The sequence below is a fragment of the Rhodococcus phenolicus genome (assembly GCF_001646785.1).
Taxonomy (GTDB): Bacteria; Actinomycetota; Actinomycetes; order Mycobacteriales; family Mycobacteriaceae; genus Rhodococcus; species Rhodococcus phenolicus.
The window spans coordinates 14,311-29,520 of record NZ_LRRH01000092.1; the positions used below are offsets into that span (position 1 = coordinate 14,311).

Here is a 15,210-nt window from a genome sequence, read left to right on the forward strand (position 1 = left end):
TTGTGTCAACAGTTGCGCGGCCGTGTGTTCCGGCAGCTTTCACTTCGATGCCCGCCGCCATTCACCGGCCGACGGCACGCTGGGAGTCATGACCGTGCAGCTGATCGTGTCGGTGTCGGGGATCAGGGACGTCACGCGTGATCTCGTCGACGCGTTCGCGCGCGACATGGACGAACGCGGCGTACCGCTGTCGCTGTTCGTCGCGCCGCGCCTCGAGGACCACTACCGGCTGGCGCGCGACCCGGCGACCCAGGAATGGCTGCTCGAACGCCGCGAAGGCGGCGACGCGATTGTGCTGCACGGCTACGACCAGGCCGCGACGAAACGCCGCCGCGCCGAGTTCTCGGCCCTCCCGGAACACGAGGCGCGGCTCCGGCTGCTCGCCCCGGACCGGGTACTCGAGGAGACGGGACTGCGGACCCGGCTGTTCGCACCGCCCCGCTGGGTCGCCTCACCCGGTGCGATTGCCGCCCTGCCGCAGACCGGATTCCGGCTCATGGCCGACGCGACCGGCGTGCACGACCTGGATCGGAGCACCGTCGACAGGTCCCGGGTGTTCGGGATCGGCGACGGCGCGCGGGCCGAACCGTGGTGGTGCCGCGCCATGGTCATCGGCGCGGGGCGGGTCGCGCGGCGCGGCGGCACGCTGCGCCTGGCGATCTCCGGGCCGCAGCTGCGCAAACCCGGACCGCGGCAGGCGATCGTCGACGCGGTGGACATCGCGCTGCACCACGGCGCGCAACCGGTCGTCCACCGATGGGAACCCCGGGTCCTCGGGCGCGTTGCCTGATGCCGTTCGGTCCCTCCCGTCCCGAAGTACCGGCCGGTAGTGTCTGCGGACATGGACGCAGACGTGATCGTGGTGGGGGCGGGTCTCGCCGGGCTGGTGGCGACCGGTGAGCTGATCGACGCCGGGCGCAAGGTGATCCTGGTGGACCAGGAGAACTCGAACAACATTGGCGGACAAGCATTCTGGTCGTTCGGCGGATTGTTCTTCGTCGACAGTCCCGAGCAGCGCCGGATGGGGATCAAGGACTCCTACGACCTCGCCCTGCAGGACTGGATGGGCACCGCCGGATTCGACCGCGACATCGAGGACCGCTGGCCGCGCCGGTGGGCGCAGGCGTACGTCGAGTTCGCCGCCGGGGAGAAGCACGCCTGGCTCGCGCAGCGCGGCCTGAAGATCTTCCCGATGGTCAACTGGGCCGAACGCGGCGGCTACGACGCCGGCGGACACGGCAATTCGGTGCCCCGCTTCCACATCACGTGGGGCACCGGGCCCGGACTCGTCGAGATCTTCGCCCGCAAGGCGCTCGCCGCGGCGGAAAGAGGACTCGTCACCTTCCGGCACCGGCACCGGGTCGACGAGCTGATCGTCACCGACGGCGCGGTCACCGGCGTGCGCGGTACCGTCCTCGAACCCACCGACGCGGCGCGCGGAGTGGCGTCCTCGCGCACCGCCGTCGGCGACTTCGAGCTCACCGCCGGCGCCGTCATCGTCACGTCCGGTGGCATCGGCGGCAACTACGACCTCGTGAAGAAGAACTGGCCCGCGCGGCTCGGCACCCCGCCGAAGCACATGCTCACCGGTGTCCCCGCCCACGTCGACGGCCGCATGCTCGAGATCACCGAGAACGCCGGTGGCAACATCGTCAACCGAGACCGCATGTGGCACTACACCGAAGGCATCACCAACTACGACCCGGTGTGGCCGAACCACGGCATCCGCATTCTGCCCGGGCCGTCGTCGCTGTGGCTCGACGCGACCGGCAAACGCCTGCCCGTCCCGCTGTTCCCCGGGTTCGACACGCTCGGCACCCTCGAGCACATCGTCACCACCGGTCACGACCACACGTGGTTCGTCCTCGACCAGAAGATCATCGAGAAGGAGTTCGGACTGTCCGGTTCCGAACAGAACCCGGACCTGACCGGTCGCGACATCCGGTTGCTGGTGCAGCGCATCAGATCCGGTGCGCCGGGGCCGGTCGAGGCGTTCAAACAGCGCGGCGTCGACTTCGTGGTGCGCGACAACCTCGCCGATCTCGTCGCGGGCATGAACGAGCTGACCCCCGACGCGCCGCTCGACTACGCGGCGGTGCGGTCGGTGGTCGAGGCCCGCGACCGCGAGATCGCCAACAAGTACACCAAGGACCTGCAGGTGGCGGCGATGCGCGCGGCACGCGCCTACCTGCCCGACAAGATCGCGCGGATCGCGTCGCCGCATCGCATCCTCGATCCGAAGGCCGGGCCGCTCATCGCGGTGAAACTGCACCTGCTCACCCGCAAGACCCTCGGCGGCCTCGAAACCGACCTGTCGTCGCGGGTGCTGCGGGCGGACGGTACGGCGTTCGACGGCCTGTTCGCCGCCGGGGAGGTCGCCGGGTTCGGCGGCGGCGGTGTGCACGGCTACCGCTCGCTCGAAGGCACTTTCCTCGGCGGCTGCATCTTCTCCGGCCGCGCGGCAGGTCGTGCCGCGTCCCGCTGAAACGAGTCGAGGCCACAGGGCTCCGGGCTCCGGGTCGCAGGGCTCCGGGCTCCGGGTCGCAGGGCTCCGGGCTCCGGGTCGCAGGGCTCCGGGGGTCCGGGTCGCCGAGTTCCTGCGTTCCGGGTGACGGGCATCCGTCACCCGGAACGGCGCACCGATCCGGGTGATTCCCCGGTGACCCGCTTGAACGCCCGCGCGAACCCGGCCTCGGACTCGTACCCGGATCTCGACGCCAGTTCGGCGACCGTCGCCCCGTCACGCAGCGCCGCTGCCGCCGCCTCCATCCGCCATCGGGACACGTAGCGCATCGCCGGTTCCCCCACCAGCGCGGTGAACCGCGCGGCGAACGCCGAGCGCGACATCGCCGATTCCCGGGCGAGCGCGGTCAGCGTCCACGCCCGTTCCGGATGGCGGTGCACCGCGGCCAGCGCACGGCCCACCTGCGGGTCCTGCAGTGCCCCCACCCAGCCCCGCCGGGCGGCGGGATCGGAGTCCACCCAGGTCCGGATCGCCATGATCACCAGGATGTCGGCCAGCCGCGTGAGCACCGCCTCGCCGCCGGGCCGCACCCGCCGGGCCTCGTCCGCCATCAGTGCCAGCACCTGTGCCGTCGCCCCCGGAACCGCCGCCGCAGCCTCGATTCGCAGAATCGGCGGCAACAGCGAGACCAGGCGAGCGGACGTCGGATGATCGAATTCGACGATCCCGCACACGAGGACGGAACGGTCGCCGTCCCCGCCGTGACGCAGCAGCGAATAGTGGTCGCCGAACATCTCCTGGGGGGCCGTGTCGACCCGGACCGTGTGCACGGGCGACGGTTCGCTGCGAATCACGTGGCCGGACCCGTGTGGCACCACCGCGAAATCCCCGGGGCGCAGGAGCATCGGCGGCGAACCCGGGACGTCGAGCCACGCGTCGCCCGCGACGACCGTGTGGAAGCTGGCGCTGCCCGCGAAGGCCGGCATCTCGAGACCCCACGGTGCACCCAGTTCCGACCGGCAATAGAAACTGCCGCGCATCCGGAGCAGGTGCAGTGCCTCGCCGAGCGGATCGACGGGAGTCCACGGATACGTCACCGGCGCGCGCTCGATCGTCATGAGCCCACGATTCCCCGTTCCGGACCGTTCGTCCAGATGTCGTGGACGAACGGTCCGGGATCGTGGACCCACGGTCATGGAACGTCCCGGATCCGCTTCCTAGCGTGGACTTGTCAGCAGACAACCCGAAGGAGGAGTCATGAGGATCGTGGTGATCGGAGCAACCGGTGGATCCGGGCGGGCCGCGGTGGCGGCGCTGCTCGAACGGGGACACGACGTCACCGTTTTCGTGCGGGACCCCGAGGCGGTGCGCGACATCGCGGACGACGTCACCGTCGTGCGCGGCGACGTGATGCACCCCGACGACGTGGACGCCGCCGTGCGCGGCCACGATGCGGTCGTGGTCACTCTCGGTATCAGTGAGAACCCGGTGCGGGTCCGCCTGCGCGGGCCCGCGCGAACACCCATCGACGTGCGGTCCCGGGGCACGCGCAACGTCGTCGACGCCATGCGCCGTCACGGGGTTCCGCGGCTCGTCGTGCAGACCTCGTACGGGGTGGGAGAGACGCACGGCCGACTGCCGCTGCGCTACGGCCTGATGTTCCGGATCCTGCTCGGGCCCCAGATCGCGGACACCGAGAACCAGGACGCGCTCGTACGGGACAGCGGCCTCGCCTGGACCCTTGTGCAGCCGGTGAATCTCACCGACGAACCCGCCGGCGGCACCGCGACGGCCACGGTGGACGGGGCGGTCACCGGCTGGCACGTGTCGCGCGGCGAGGTGGGGAAGGTCCTCGCGGACGCGGCGGGCAACGGCAGCTATCTGCGATCGACGGTGGCTGTGTCCTGAGTTCGCGTCTCAGACCTCGGTGTCGGATTCGTGGGGCAGAACGCGGAATTCCGTTCCCGCCGGTGCCATCTCGGTGTAGCGGCCGTAGAAGATGCCGTTGGCCTGCTCGGTGATGATGGCCTGGTGGATCGGGACCGCGACCCGCGGATTCACCGCACGCAGGTAGTCCACCGCTTCCCAGATCTTCAGCCACGGCGCCGCGGACGGGAGCGCGAGTACATCGACCTGCTCGTGGGGGATGTACAGCGAGTCGCCGGGATGCAGCAGACGGGCCGGGTTCGCGTCGTCGCCGAGCAGGAACGCGGTGTTGTCGATGACCGGCAGCTCCGGGTGGATGACGGCATGCCGGCCGCCGGTGCCGCGCACCGTCACCTCACCGATCTCGAACGTGTCGCCGGGGCGCACCGCGGTCCAGTCGCCGTCGAGCAGGTCCGCCGACTGCGGATCGGAGAACAGTGCCGCCTCGGGGTTCGCGTCGAGCAGGGCGGGAAGGCGTGCCGCGTCGGCATGGTCGGGATGCTGATGGGTGACCAGGATCGCGTCGAGGCCGGTGATGCCCTCGAATCCGTGCGAGAAGTTGCCAGGGTCGAACAGGATCTTCGCGCCGCGGTGTTCGACGAGCAGGCAGGAGTGTCCGAAGTGGGTCAGTCGCATGGGATCAGTATCTCCCACCTGATCTTCCACCCACCCGATCTCCCACCTGCTCGTCGGTCCTAGCGTGGCGAGAACCGGCGCAGCCGCAGGCTGTTGCTCACCACGAACACCGAGCTGAACGCCATCGCCGCGCCGGCGATGAGCGGATTGAGCAGTCCGAGCGCGGCCAGTGGCAACGCCGCCACGTTGTAAGCGAACGCCCAGAACAGATTTCCCTTGATCGTGCCGAGTGTGGCGCGGGCCAGCCGGATCGCATCGGGCGCCGACGTCAGATCGCCGCGCACCAGCGTCAGGTCGGATGCCTCGATCGCGACGTCGGTGCCGGTGCCCATCGCGAGGCCCAGATCGGCCTGTGCGAGTGCCGCGGCGTCGTTGACCCCGTCGCCGACCATCGCGACGACCCGGCCTTCCCGTTGCAGCCGTTCGACGACCGCGACCTTGTCGCCCGGCAGCACTTCCGCGATCACCTCGTCGATGCCGACCTGCGCGGCGACCGATTCGGCGGCGCGGCGGTTGTCGCCGGTGAGCAGAACCGGGTGCAAGCCCAGTGCGCGCAGTTCGGTGACGGCGTCCGCGGAGGTGTCCTTGACGGTGTCGGAGACGACCACGACGGCCCGGATCGTCCCGTCCCACGCGACCCAGACCGGGGTACGGCCCTCGGCCTCGGCATCGTCCGCGGCCCGGCGCAGTGACTCGGGCGGGGTCAGCGACCACTCGTCACGCAGCCAGGACAGCCGTCCGGCCAGGACGGCACGACCGTCGACGACTCCGGAGACGCCCCGGCCGCCGTGATTCTCGAAGCTCTCGACATCCGACAGCGTGCCCGCACGCTCGGCGACGGCCCGCGCGATCGGGTGCTCGGAGGCGTGCTCGAGCGATCCGGCCAGATGCAGTGTCTCGGTTTCGGTTTCGCCGTCGGCCACGTGCACCGATTCGACGCTCATGCGCCCGGTCGTCACGGTTCCGGTCTTGTCCAGCACGATCGTGTCGACGCGCCGTGTCGATTCGAGGATCTGCGGTCCCTTGATCAGGATGCCCAGCTGGGCGCCCCGTCCGGTGCCGACGAGCAGTGCGGTGGGGGTGGCCAGGCCGAGTGCGCAGGGGCACGCGATGATCAGGACCGCGACCGCCGCGGTGAAGGCGGACGAGACCGGATCGTCGGTGAACAGCAACCAGCCGGCGAGGGTGAGCAGCGACAGGCCGATCACGATGGGTACGAACACCGCCGACACCCGGTCGGCGAGACGCTGCACCTCGGCCTTGCCGTTCTGGGCATCGGTGACCAGCCGTGCCATCTGCGCGAGCTGGGTGTCGGCGCCGATGCGGGTTGCGCGGACCTCGAGCCGCCCGCCGGCGTTGACGGTCGCGCCGACGACGTTGTCGCCGGGGGCGACCTCCACCGGCACGGATTCGCCGGTGAGCATCGATGCGTCCACCGCCGATGTGCCGGAGGTGACGACACCGTCGGTCGCGATCTTCTCGCCGGGGCGCACCACGAACACGTCGCCGACCGCGAGCTGCCCGATGGGGATGCGCGCCTCGGTGCCGTTCCTCAGTACGGCGACGTCCTTGGCGCCCATGTCCAGCAGGGCCCTCAGCGCCGCCCCGGACTGCCGCTTGGCGCGGGCCTCGAAGTACCGGCCGGCGAGGATGAAGGTCGTGACGGCCGCCGCGACCTCCAGGTAGATGTGCGCCTCCCCGTCGCCGGACGGGAACAGGTCGAAGGCCATGCGCATCCCGGGCATGCCGGCGTGCGTGAACAGCAGCGCCCACAGCGACCACAGGTAGGCGGCGATGACACCGACCGAGATGAGGGTGTCCATCGTGGCCGCGCCGTGACGGAGGTTGGTCCAAGCGGCACGGTGGAAAGGCAGCGCACCCCACACCACGACGGGGGAGGCGAGGGTCAGCGCGATCCACTGCCAGTTGTCGAACTGCAGCGCCGGGATCATCGACAGCAGCACGACCGGGACGGTGAGGGTCGTGGACACGAACAGCCGCTGCCGCCACGCTGCCGCCTCGTCGGGCTCGGTGGGCTCGGTCGCCGCTTCCGTCCCGGGCGGTGCCGGCGGCGCGGGCAGCGCTGCGCTGTAGCCGGTGGCCTCGACGGTCGCGACCAGGTCCTCCGGGGCGATCTCTCCGGTGTAGCTGACCTTCGCGGTTTCGGTTGCGTAGTTGACCGTCGCGGTGACGCCGTCCATCCGGTTGAGCTTCTTCTCGACGCGCGCCGCGCAGGACGCGCAGGTCATGCCGCCGATGGAAAGTTCGATGTCGTGCAGGGTGTCTCCGGTGGTCATCGGGTGCTCCTCTCGTTCCTCACAATTCCTTTATACCCCCCTGGGGTATATCTGTGAAGTCCGTCGACCGGTGCCCGGCCTCCACGGTGCTCCCGGTAAACTGCTGTTCGTCCGGTGTCCGTCCCCGGACGCCAGCACTACTACCGAGGAGCAGCACGTGGCTCGTGTCGTCGTCGAAGTCATGCCCAAGGCCGAGATTCTCGATCCCCAGGGCCAGGCCATTGTCGGGGCGCTGTCGCGGCTGGGCTTCCCGGGCGTGTCCGACGTCCGCCAGGGGAAGCGCTTCGAGCTCGAGATCGACGGCAGCGTCGACGACGCCGAGCTCGAGAAGATCGCCGAGGGCCTGCTCGCCAACACCGTGATCGAGGACTGGACGGTGCGCCGGATCGACGGTGACGCATGAGCGCGCGCGTCGGAGTCATCACCTTCCCGGGCACGCTCGACGACGTCGACGCAGTCCGGGCCGTCAAGCTCGCCGGCGGTGAGGCCGTGAGCCTGTGGCACGGCGACGCCGATCTCCAGGGTGTCGACGCGGTCATCGTGCCCGGCGGCTTTTCCTACGGCGACTACCTGCGGTGCGGCGCCATCGCGCGTTTCGCACCCGTCATGGGCAAGGTCGTCGAGGCGGCCAAGGGCGGCATGCCGGTCCTGGGTATCTGCAACGGCTTCCAGGTGCTGTGCGAGGCGGGCCTGCTGCCCGGTGCTCTCACCCGCAACGAGGGCCTGCACTTCGTCTGCCGCGATCAGTGGCTGAAGGTCGAGTCGAACTCGACGGCGTGGACCTCCCGCTACGAGTCCGGTGCCGAGATCCTCGTTCCGCTCAAGTCGGGGGAGGGTCGCTACCAGGCGTCGAACGAGGTCCTCGACGAGCTCGAGGGTGAGGGCCGCGTCGTGTTCCGCTACGCCGGTGGCAACCCCAACGGCTCGCAGCGCGGCATCGCGGGCATCGCGTCGGCGAACGGTCGCGTCGTCGGCCTGATGCCGCACCCCGAGCACGCCACCGAGCCGCTCACCGGCCCCAGCGACGACGGCCTCGGCATGTTCTACAGCGTTCTGGACGCGGTCGTCTCGGCCTGACCGGTCTCCGCGCCCCTCGGTGACGGGAACCTTCGCCCGGCCCGGCCGGAGAAGGTTCCCATCGCCGTTCGAGAATCGTATTCTCGCCTGATGGATGTGCAGGCTGTACACGACAAACTCGAAATCAAAGAGCTCCTCTACCGCTACGCGCGGTCCGTCGACACGAAGGACTGGGAGGCACTCGCCTCGGTCTTCACCGACGACGCGCATCTGGACTACAGCTCCGTCGGGTACCCGCCGGGTTCGCGCGACGAGGTCGTCGCGATCCTGTCCCGCGCGCTCACCGCGGTGCCCATGACGCAGCACTTCATCAGCAACATCCAGATCGATCTCGACGGCGACCGGGCCGACGTGACCGCGATGTTCTACAACCCGATGCAACTGCCCGGGATGGACGCGCTGACGTTCTGCGGCGGCAACTACCACCACCGCGTCGTCCGTACCGCGGACGGCTGGAAGAGCGAGCATCTGGTCGAGGAGAACCTCTGGTTCGTCAATCCGCCGGTCCGTCGGAAGTAACCACTCCGAACCCGAACGAGGGGCTCTGCCGCGATCCCGATCAGCGGCGGAGCCCCTCGTTGCGAGTGTCCGGGGATCGACCCCCCGATCGGGCCCCCGGCCGGATACCGGGATTCTCCCCCGAAGCCGCGGTATCGAGGACAATTCTGCCCGGTTCGTCCCGCTCGTTTCTTGAGTAGGACTACGCATCTTTCCCGGGTGTTTCTTTCGGGGTCCCCACGACCAGGAAACGCACGGACGGTGTCGGTGGACGCCGTTAGTGTCACCCCATGACACTGAGCATCGGCATGATCACGTTCGACAGCGCGAATCCCGGACCGCTCGCCACCTGGTGGGCCGAACAGACGGGCGGTCGCGTCGAGCAGGACAACGGCGGCTTCTTCTACATCGTCGGGCTGCCCGGTTCGGAGCAGAAACTCGGCTTCCAGAAGGTCACCGACCCGACTCCCGGCAAGAACCGCGTCCATCTCGATCTCGGCACCGAACACCTCGACGACGAGGTCGCGCGGCTGATCGCCGCGGGCGCGACCGAGGTGCACCGCGAGGACATGGACGGTTTCCGCTGGGTGACCCTCACCGATCCCGACGGCAATCTGTTCTGCGTGGCCTCCGGCCACTGACCGGGGCCCGACCCCGTCCTCGGCCGCCCGGGCACGCCGGGTGGATTCACGGCGGTGGTGCGAGGATGCAGGAATGGCTTCTCTCACCCGCGCCGACGCCCAGGGACTGTGCAACTTCGTCGATCTGTCACCGTCGCCGTTCCACGTGTGCGCGACGGTTGCGGCGATGCTCGCCGACGCCGAGTTCGACGAACTGACCGAGACGCAGCCCTGGCCGACCGAGCCCGGGCGGTATTACGTGATCCGCGGCGGCTCGCTCATCGCGTGGAGTACGGAGGGGGAGGGCACGCCGGACGCGTCCGGTGCGACCCGGCCGTTCCGGATCGTCGGCGGGCACACCGACAGCCCCAATCTGCGGGTCAAGCAGCACCCGGACCTGGTGTCGGCGGGGTGGCGGACCGTCGGTCTCGAACCGTACGGCGGGGCGTGGCTGAACTCGTGGCTGGACCGAGACCTCGGCATCTCCGGCCGGCTGACGGTACGGAACGGCGCGACCGCCGAGGACGTGCTCGTACACGTCGACAGCCCGATCCTGCGGGTGCCGCAACTGGCGATCCACCTGTCCGAGGACCGCAAGGGCGTGCAACTCGATCCGCAGCGCCACGTCAACGCCGTGTGGGGTGTGGGCAGCGAGCCGCGGTCGTTCATCGGCTATCTCGCCGAGCAGGCCGGGGTGGCCGCGGACAGTGTGCTCGGCTGGGAGCTCATGACCCACGATCTGGCGCCGAGTTCGCTCGTGGGGGTGGACGGCGACCTCGTCAGCGCGCCACGCCTCGACAATCAGGGGACCTGTTACGCGGGGGTGCACGCGCTGCTGGCCGCGACCGAGCACGTCGTCGAGAATCCGGGCCCCGCCCCGATGCTCGTGCTGTTCGATCACGAGGAGGTCGGAAGCATGTCCGACCGCGGCGCGTTCTCCGACCTGCTGAACACGGTGCTCGAGCGGATCGTGCTCGCGCGCGGCGGTGGTCGCGAGGAGTTTCTGCGCACGATGGCCGGGTCGATCGTCGCGTCCGGCGACATGGCGCATGCGACGCACCCGAACTACGCGGAACGGCACGAACCGTCGCACCGCATCGAGGTGAACGGCGGCCCGGTGCTCAAGGTCAACCAGAATCTGCGGTACGCGACGGACGCGGCCGGAGCCGCGGCGTTCGCCCTGGCCTGCGACCGGGCGGGGGTGTCGTTGCAGCGGTACGTGCACCGCGCGGACCTGCCCTGCGGGTCGACGATCGGACCGATCACCGCATCCCGTACCGGCCTGACCACCGTCGACGTGGGCGCCCCGCAGCTCGCGATGCACTCGGCCCGCGAGCTGATGGGTGCCGCCGACGTCGCCTCCTACGCGGACGCGCTGGCCGCCTTCCTGACACCGGCGGCCTGACGTCTCCCGGGCGGATCGATCCGGTCCGCCCGGGGCCGGATCAGGGCCGGCGGTGGTACGCGACAGCGAGTCGCGAGAGTGCCACGGCCGCGACCAGCAGCCCGAAATCGCGTAGTGCGATGTCGTAGTAGCCGGAGTAGGTCAGCAGGTCGACGATGATCCCGGCGAGCCACGCCGCGACGATCCAGGCACCGATACGCGGTGCGACGGCGACGAGGATGCCGGCGGCGATCTCGATGATGCCCACGAGATACATGGCTTGTTGCGCGGTGCCGGGCAGGATCTCGTCGATCCACGGTGCCAGGTAGCCGGGCCAGTCGGTCAACAGGTTGGTGAACTTGTCGAGCCCGAACAGGATCGGGGCGACGGTGAACACTGTGCGTAGCGCGAGGAAAGCCTGGTAACCGGGGTCGTGGAGGTGTCCGCGCGTGGTGGTGGCGATGGGGGATGAGGTGGTGGACATGGTGATCTCCCTCTGTCCGTTTCTAAAACCTACTGCCACTGATTTTAGAACCGGCGGCAAAATTCAGTCAACGAAAATCGGTTTTACAATCGGGGGATGGACCGCGTGCAGCAATCCGGGATCGCCGCCGTCGCGGTACTCGGCGAACCCACTCGGAGCCGGCTCTACGACTACGTGGTGAGCCGGCGCGAACCGGTGGGACGCGACGAGGTGGCTGCCGCGCTCGGCATCGCCCGCACCACCGCCGCCTTCCATCTCGAGCGGCTCGTCGAGGACGGGCTGCTCGACGTCGAGTTCGCTCGCCGGAGCGGGCGCTCCGGGCCGGGGGCGGGACGTCCCGCCAAGCTGTACCGCCGCGCCGATCGGCAGATCGAGGTGACCCTGCCGGCCCGGCGATACGAACTCGCAAGCCGACTGCTCGCGGAAGCGATCGACGAGGCCGATCGCACCGGCGAATCGCCGCGGGCGGCGCTGTCGCGACGCGCGGCGCATCAGGGCCGGCGCATCGGTGAGGATTCCGCGGGCAAGCCGGCCGCAGAGGTTCTCGCCGAGCACGGGTTCGAGCCGGTCGACGAAGGCGCGACCATCCGGCTCGGAAACTGCCCGTTCCACGCTCTGGTCGGCGGGCATACCGATCTGGTGTGCGGGATGAACCTCGATCTGCTCACGGCGCTGCTCGAGGGACTGGGTGACAGCAGCCGGCGGGCGTGTCTCGACCCGGAGCCGGGTTTCTGCTGCGTCCGATTGGTGCCTTCGGACCGGATGGACCCCGCGTAAGCCCGGACGCGAACCGGTCTCCGGTGCGAAACTGATGTGCACTCTCCCCGCCGAGGACGAACGGTGGTGATCGATGATGAGCGGTCCGTCGTTCCCCGACCATCTGCTGACGGTCGACGAGTGGGCGACCCTGCCCGAGTACGAGCGGTACCGGCTCGAGCTGTGCGAGGGCGTACTCGTCGCGTCCCCGCATCCCGGATACCTGCATCAGCACGTGACGTTCGCGCTGGTCGACGCGTTGGCCGGGCAGCTTCCCCGCGAGCTGAGTGTGCTCGGCGACGTCGAGGTACTGCTGCCGGGGGAGCCGCCGACGGTCCGCTGCCCGGACGTGATCGTCGTCGATCGGGCCCTCGTCGAGGCCGACCCGGACCGTGCGACCGCCGCCGACGTGCGGCTCGTCGTCGAGGTCACGACCGGTGGCAGCGGACGCACCGACCGGGTCACCAAGTTCTCCGAATATGCCGAGAGCGGAATCCCGCAGTACTGGATCGTCGATCTGACCGAACCGGCCGTGCTGGCGGCGTTCACGCTCGAAAACGGGTGGTACCGATTCGACGGCGAGCAAGCGGGGACGGTGAGGCTGAGCGCGGCCGGTCACGACGTGACCGTGGACCTGGAAGAGCTCACCGCGGTGCGGACGGACACCCGGGGCGCGACCGGCGATGCACCGGTGGAACCGGGCGGCGGTTCCCCCCGATAGACTGGCCGCGGCAGTGCGCGCCCGGCCTGCCGTTTCGATCCCAGAGTGAAGGGACCCGACGCCCAGTGTCACCGCAGGTGGATACCGTCACCCACGCCTCCGAGAGTTCCGATCTTCCTCAGCCGTACGCCGAGCTGGGACTGAAGGACGACGAGTACGCCCGCATCAAGGAGATCCTGGGCCGCCGTCCCACGGACGCCGAGCTGGCGATGTACTCCGTGATGTGGTCCGAGCACTGCTCCTACAAGTCGTCGAAGGTCCACCTGCGCTACTTCGGGGAGACCACCACCGACGAGATGCGTTCCTCGATGCTCGCAGGTATCGGCGAGAACGCCGGTGTCGTCGACATCGGCGACGGCTGGGCGGTGACCTTCAAGGTCGAATCGCACAACCACCCGTCGTACATCGAGCCCTACCAGGGCGCGGCGACCGGTGTCGGCGGCATCGTCCGCGACATCATGGCGATGGGCGCGCGTCCGATCGCGGTCATGGACCAGCTGCGCTTCGGTGCCGCCGACCACCCTGACACCCGTCGCGTCGTCGACGGCGTGGTGCGCGGTGTCGGCGGCTACGGCAACTCGCTCGGTCTGCCCAACGTCGGCGGCGAGACCGTGTTCGATGCCTCCTACCAGGGCAACCCGCTCGTCAACGCGCTGTGCGCGGGCGCCATGCGCGTCGAGGACCTGCATCTGGCGTTCGCCTCCGGAACCGGCAACCGGATCATCCTGTTCGGTGCCCGCACCGGCCTCGACGGCATCGGCGGCGTGTCCGTCCTCGCGTCCGAGACGTTCGACGACAGCGAGGGTGGACGCCCGAAGAAGCTGCCGAGCGTCCAGGTCGGCGATCCGTTCACCGAGAAGGTGCTCATCGAGTGCTGCCTCGACCTGTACCGCGAGAAGCTGGTCGTCGGCATCCAGGACCTCGGCGGTGCCGGCCTGTCCTGCGCGACGTCCGAGCTCGCCGCTGCCGGTGACGGCGGCATGCACATCTACCTCGACCGGGTCCCGACCCGCGCGAAGGGCATGACCCCCGCGGAGGTGCTGTCCTCGGAGTCGCAGGAACGCATGTGCGCGGTCGTCGCGCCGGAGAACGTCGACGCGTTCATGGCCGTGTGCAAGAAGTGGGATGTGCTGGCCACCGACATCGGTGAGGTCACCGACGGTGAGCGGCTGGTCATCACGTGGCACGGCGAGACCGTCGTGGACGTGCCGCCGCGTACGGTCGCGCACGAGGGCCCGGTCTACGAGCGTCCCGTGCAGCGCCCGGACTCGCAGGACGCGCTGGTCGCGAACACCACCGCCGGCCTGAAGCGCCCGGAGACGGACGACGAACTGAAGGCCACGCTGCTGAAGATGCTCGCGTCGCCTGCGCTGTGCAGCCGCAAGTGGATCACCGAGCAGTACGACCGGTACGTGCGCGGCAACACCGTCCTGGCCGAGAACGCCGACTCCGGGGTTGTCCGCATCGACGAGGAGACCGGCCGCGGCATCGCCCTGGCCACCGACGCATCGGGCCGCTACACCCAGCTCGATCCGTACGCCGGCGCGCAGCTCGCGCTCGCCGAGGCATACCGCAACGTCGCCACCACGGGCGCGACCCCCAAGGCCGTGTCCAACTGCCTCAACTTCGGTTCGCCGGAGGATCCGGCCGTGATGTGGCAGTTCCAGCAGGCGGTGCGCGGCCTCGCCGACGGATGCGCGCAGCTCGGCATCCCGGTGACCGGCGGCAACGTCAGCTTCTACAACCAGACCGGTTCGACGGCCATCCTGCCGACTCCGGTGGTCGCGGTGCTCGGCGTCATCGACGACGTGCACCGCCGTATCCCCACCGGTATCGGTCTCGAGCCCGGTGAGACGCTCATCCTGCTCGGCGAGACCCGCGACGAGTTCGACGGTTCGATCTGGGCGCAGGTGGAGCACGATCACCTCGGTGGTGTGCCCCCGAAGGTCGACCTCGAGCGTGAGCGGCTCATCTCGGAGATCCTCGTCGCCGGTTCGCGCGACGGGCTGATCTCGGCGGCCCACGACCTGTCCGAGGGCGGCCTCGCGCAGGCCGTCGTCGAGGCCGCACTCGCGGGCGAGACCGGTTGCCGGATCCTGCTTCCCGAGGATGCGGACCCGTTCGTGACGCTGTTCTCCGAATCCGCCGGCCGGGTGCTGGTCGCGGTGCCGCGCACCGAGGAGTCCCGTTTCACGGGCATGTGCTCGGCGCGCGACCTGCCGTGGGTGCGGATCGGTGTCGTCGACGAGGGGTCCGATTCCGTCGAGGTGCAGGGCCGGTTCTCGGTGACCCTGGCCGAGCTGCGAGAGGTCTACGAGGGCACCCTCCCCGCCTTGTTCGGGTAGCC

15 protein-coding genes are annotated in these 15,210 nt (G+C 69.6%); 11 read left to right on the top strand and 4 right to left on the bottom strand.

The window, feature by feature from the left end; genetic code table 11:
• The first annotated feature begins 88 nt into the window (after positions 1 to 88).
• Positions 89 to 790 (top strand): DUF2334 domain-containing protein, encoded by a 702-nt coding sequence (locus A8G15_RS23675; RefSeq protein WP_068165368.1) that lies wholly within the window; start codon positions 89 to 91, stop codon positions 788 to 790.
• 51 nt (positions 791 to 841) lie between these two features.
• Complete coding sequence (locus A8G15_RS23680; protein ID WP_068165289.1) at positions 842 to 2,485, top strand: FAD-binding dehydrogenase; 1,644 nt, start codon at positions 842 to 844, stop codon at positions 2,483 to 2,485.
• Between the two features lie 137 nt (positions 2,486 to 2,622).
• On the opposite strand, the gene A8G15_RS23685 is transcribed toward A8G15_RS23680, so the two are convergent.
• On the bottom strand, positions 2,623 to 3,582 hold the full coding sequence (locus A8G15_RS23685; RefSeq protein ID WP_068165290.1) for an AraC family transcriptional regulator: 960 nt from the start codon (positions 3,580 to 3,582) through the stop codon (positions 2,623 to 2,625).
• Between the two features lie 139 nt (positions 3,583 to 3,721).
• Here A8G15_RS23685 and A8G15_RS23690 point away from each other — a divergent pair, with 139 nt between their 5' ends.
• Entirely contained in the window at positions 3,722 to 4,372 is a 651-nt protein-coding gene (locus A8G15_RS23690) for an NAD(P)-dependent oxidoreductase (protein WP_068165291.1), read from the top strand.
• Positions 4,373 to 4,381: 9 nt separating this feature from the next.
• Here A8G15_RS23690 and A8G15_RS23695 read toward each other — a convergent pair whose 3' ends face one another.
• Together A8G15_RS23695 and A8G15_RS23700 are read right to left on the bottom strand one after the other, a co-directional pair.
• A complete protein-coding gene (locus A8G15_RS23695; RefSeq protein ID WP_068165292.1) occupies positions 4,382 to 5,026 on the bottom strand; it encodes an MBL fold metallo-hydrolase in 645 nt (214 codons plus the stop codon).
• 59 nt (positions 5,027 to 5,085) lie between these two features.
• A complete protein-coding gene (locus A8G15_RS23700; protein WP_068165294.1) occupies positions 5,086 to 7,323 on the bottom strand; it encodes a heavy metal translocating P-type ATPase in 2,238 nt (745 codons plus the stop codon).
• Between the two features lie 157 nt (positions 7,324 to 7,480).
• Here A8G15_RS23700 and purS point away from each other — a divergent pair, with 157 nt between their 5' ends.
• The 5 genes from purS to A8G15_RS23725 all read left to right on the top strand — a co-directional run bounded on the left by purS (position 7,481) and on the right by A8G15_RS23725 (position 10,923).
• Positions 7,481 to 7,726, top strand: coding sequence for a phosphoribosylformylglycinamidine synthase subunit PurS (gene purS / locus A8G15_RS23705; RefSeq protein ID WP_068165296.1), 246 nt, complete (start codon positions 7,481 to 7,483; stop codon positions 7,724 to 7,726).
• Positions 7,723 to 8,400: a phosphoribosylformylglycinamidine synthase subunit PurQ gene (purQ, locus tag A8G15_RS23710; protein ID WP_068165297.1), complete on the top strand. Its 678-nt coding sequence runs from the start codon at positions 7,723 to 7,725 to the stop codon at positions 8,398 to 8,400. Before purS ends, purQ begins: the two co-directional genes overlap by 4 nt.
• 90 nt (positions 8,401 to 8,490) lie before the next feature.
• Positions 8,491 to 8,919: a nuclear transport factor 2 family protein gene (locus A8G15_RS23715; protein WP_068165299.1), complete on the top strand. Its 429-nt coding sequence runs from the start codon at positions 8,491 to 8,493 to the stop codon at positions 8,917 to 8,919.
• Between the two features lie 269 nt (positions 8,920 to 9,188).
• Positions 9,189 to 9,539, top strand: a complete 351-nt coding sequence (locus A8G15_RS23720; protein WP_068165301.1) for a VOC family protein — start codon at positions 9,189 to 9,191, stop codon at positions 9,537 to 9,539.
• Positions 9,540 to 9,612: 73 nt separating this feature from the next.
• Entirely contained in the window at positions 9,613 to 10,923 is a 1,311-nt protein-coding gene (locus A8G15_RS23725) for a M18 family aminopeptidase (protein WP_068165303.1), read from the top strand.
• A gap of 40 nt (positions 10,924 to 10,963) precedes the next feature.
• Here A8G15_RS23725 and A8G15_RS23730 read toward each other — a convergent pair whose 3' ends face one another.
• Positions 10,964 to 11,386 carry a DoxX family membrane protein gene (locus A8G15_RS23730; protein ID WP_068165305.1) on the bottom strand — a complete coding sequence of 141 codons (423 nt, stop codon included), beginning with the start codon at positions 11,384 to 11,386 and terminating at the stop codon, positions 10,964 to 10,966.
• Positions 11,387 to 11,482: 96 nt separating this feature from the next.
• Here A8G15_RS23730 and A8G15_RS23735 point away from each other — a divergent pair, with 96 nt between their 5' ends.
• The 3 genes from A8G15_RS23735 (at position 11,483) to purL (ending at position 15,208) form a co-directional block, all read left to right on the top strand.
• Positions 11,483 to 12,163: a helix-turn-helix transcriptional regulator gene (locus tag A8G15_RS23735; protein WP_068165306.1), complete on the top strand. Its 681-nt coding sequence runs from the start codon at positions 11,483 to 11,485 to the stop codon at positions 12,161 to 12,163.
• 76 nt (positions 12,164 to 12,239) lie between these two features.
• Positions 12,240 to 12,863, top strand: coding sequence for a Uma2 family endonuclease (locus tag A8G15_RS23740; RefSeq protein WP_068165308.1), 624 nt, complete (start codon positions 12,240 to 12,242; stop codon positions 12,861 to 12,863).
• A gap of 65 nt (positions 12,864 to 12,928) precedes the next feature.
• Positions 12,929 to 15,208, top strand: coding sequence for a phosphoribosylformylglycinamidine synthase subunit PurL (gene purL, locus A8G15_RS23745; protein ID WP_068165311.1), 2,280 nt, complete (start codon positions 12,929 to 12,931; stop codon positions 15,206 to 15,208).
• Positions 15,209 to 15,210 lie beyond the last annotated feature (2 nt).

Bases quoted from the DNA above. Each gene is read 5' to 3' on its own strand.
- A8G15_RS23730 (WP_068165305.1), bottom strand. From the start codon at position 11,386: ATGTCCACCACCTCATCCCCCATCGCCACCACCACGCGCGGACACCTC.
- purQ (WP_068165297.1), top strand. From the start codon at position 7,723: ATGAGCGCGCGCGTCGGAGTCATCACCTTCCCGGGCACGCTCGACGAC.
- A8G15_RS23695 (WP_068165292.1), bottom strand. From the start codon at position 5,026: ATGCGACTGACCCACTTCGGACACTCCTGCCTGCTCGTCGAACACCGC.
- A8G15_RS23685 (WP_068165290.1), bottom strand. From the start codon at position 3,582: ATGACGATCGAGCGCGCGCCGGTGACGTATCCGTGGACTCCCGTCGAT.
- A8G15_RS23725 (WP_068165303.1), top strand. From the start codon at position 9,613: ATGGCTTCTCTCACCCGCGCCGACGCCCAGGGACTGTGCAACTTCGTC.
- A8G15_RS23740 (WP_068165308.1), top strand. From the start codon at position 12,240: ATGAGCGGTCCGTCGTTCCCCGACCATCTGCTGACGGTCGACGAGTGG.
- A8G15_RS23690 (WP_068165291.1), top strand. From the start codon at position 3,722: ATGAGGATCGTGGTGATCGGAGCAACCGGTGGATCCGGGCGGGCCGCG.
- A8G15_RS23715 (WP_068165299.1), top strand. From the start codon at position 8,491: ATGGATGTGCAGGCTGTACACGACAAACTCGAAATCAAAGAGCTCCTC.
- A8G15_RS23720 (WP_068165301.1), top strand. From the start codon at position 9,189: ATGACACTGAGCATCGGCATGATCACGTTCGACAGCGCGAATCCCGGA.
- A8G15_RS23680 (WP_068165289.1), top strand. From the start codon at position 842: ATGGACGCAGACGTGATCGTGGTGGGGGCGGGTCTCGCCGGGCTGGTG.
- A8G15_RS23735 (WP_068165306.1), top strand. From the start codon at position 11,483: ATGGACCGCGTGCAGCAATCCGGGATCGCCGCCGTCGCGGTACTCGGC.
- A8G15_RS23700 (WP_068165294.1), bottom strand. From the start codon at position 7,323: ATGACCACCGGAGACACCCTGCACGACATCGAACTTTCCATCGGCGGC.
- A8G15_RS23675 (WP_068165368.1), top strand. From the start codon at position 89: ATGACCGTGCAGCTGATCGTGTCGGTGTCGGGGATCAGGGACGTCACG.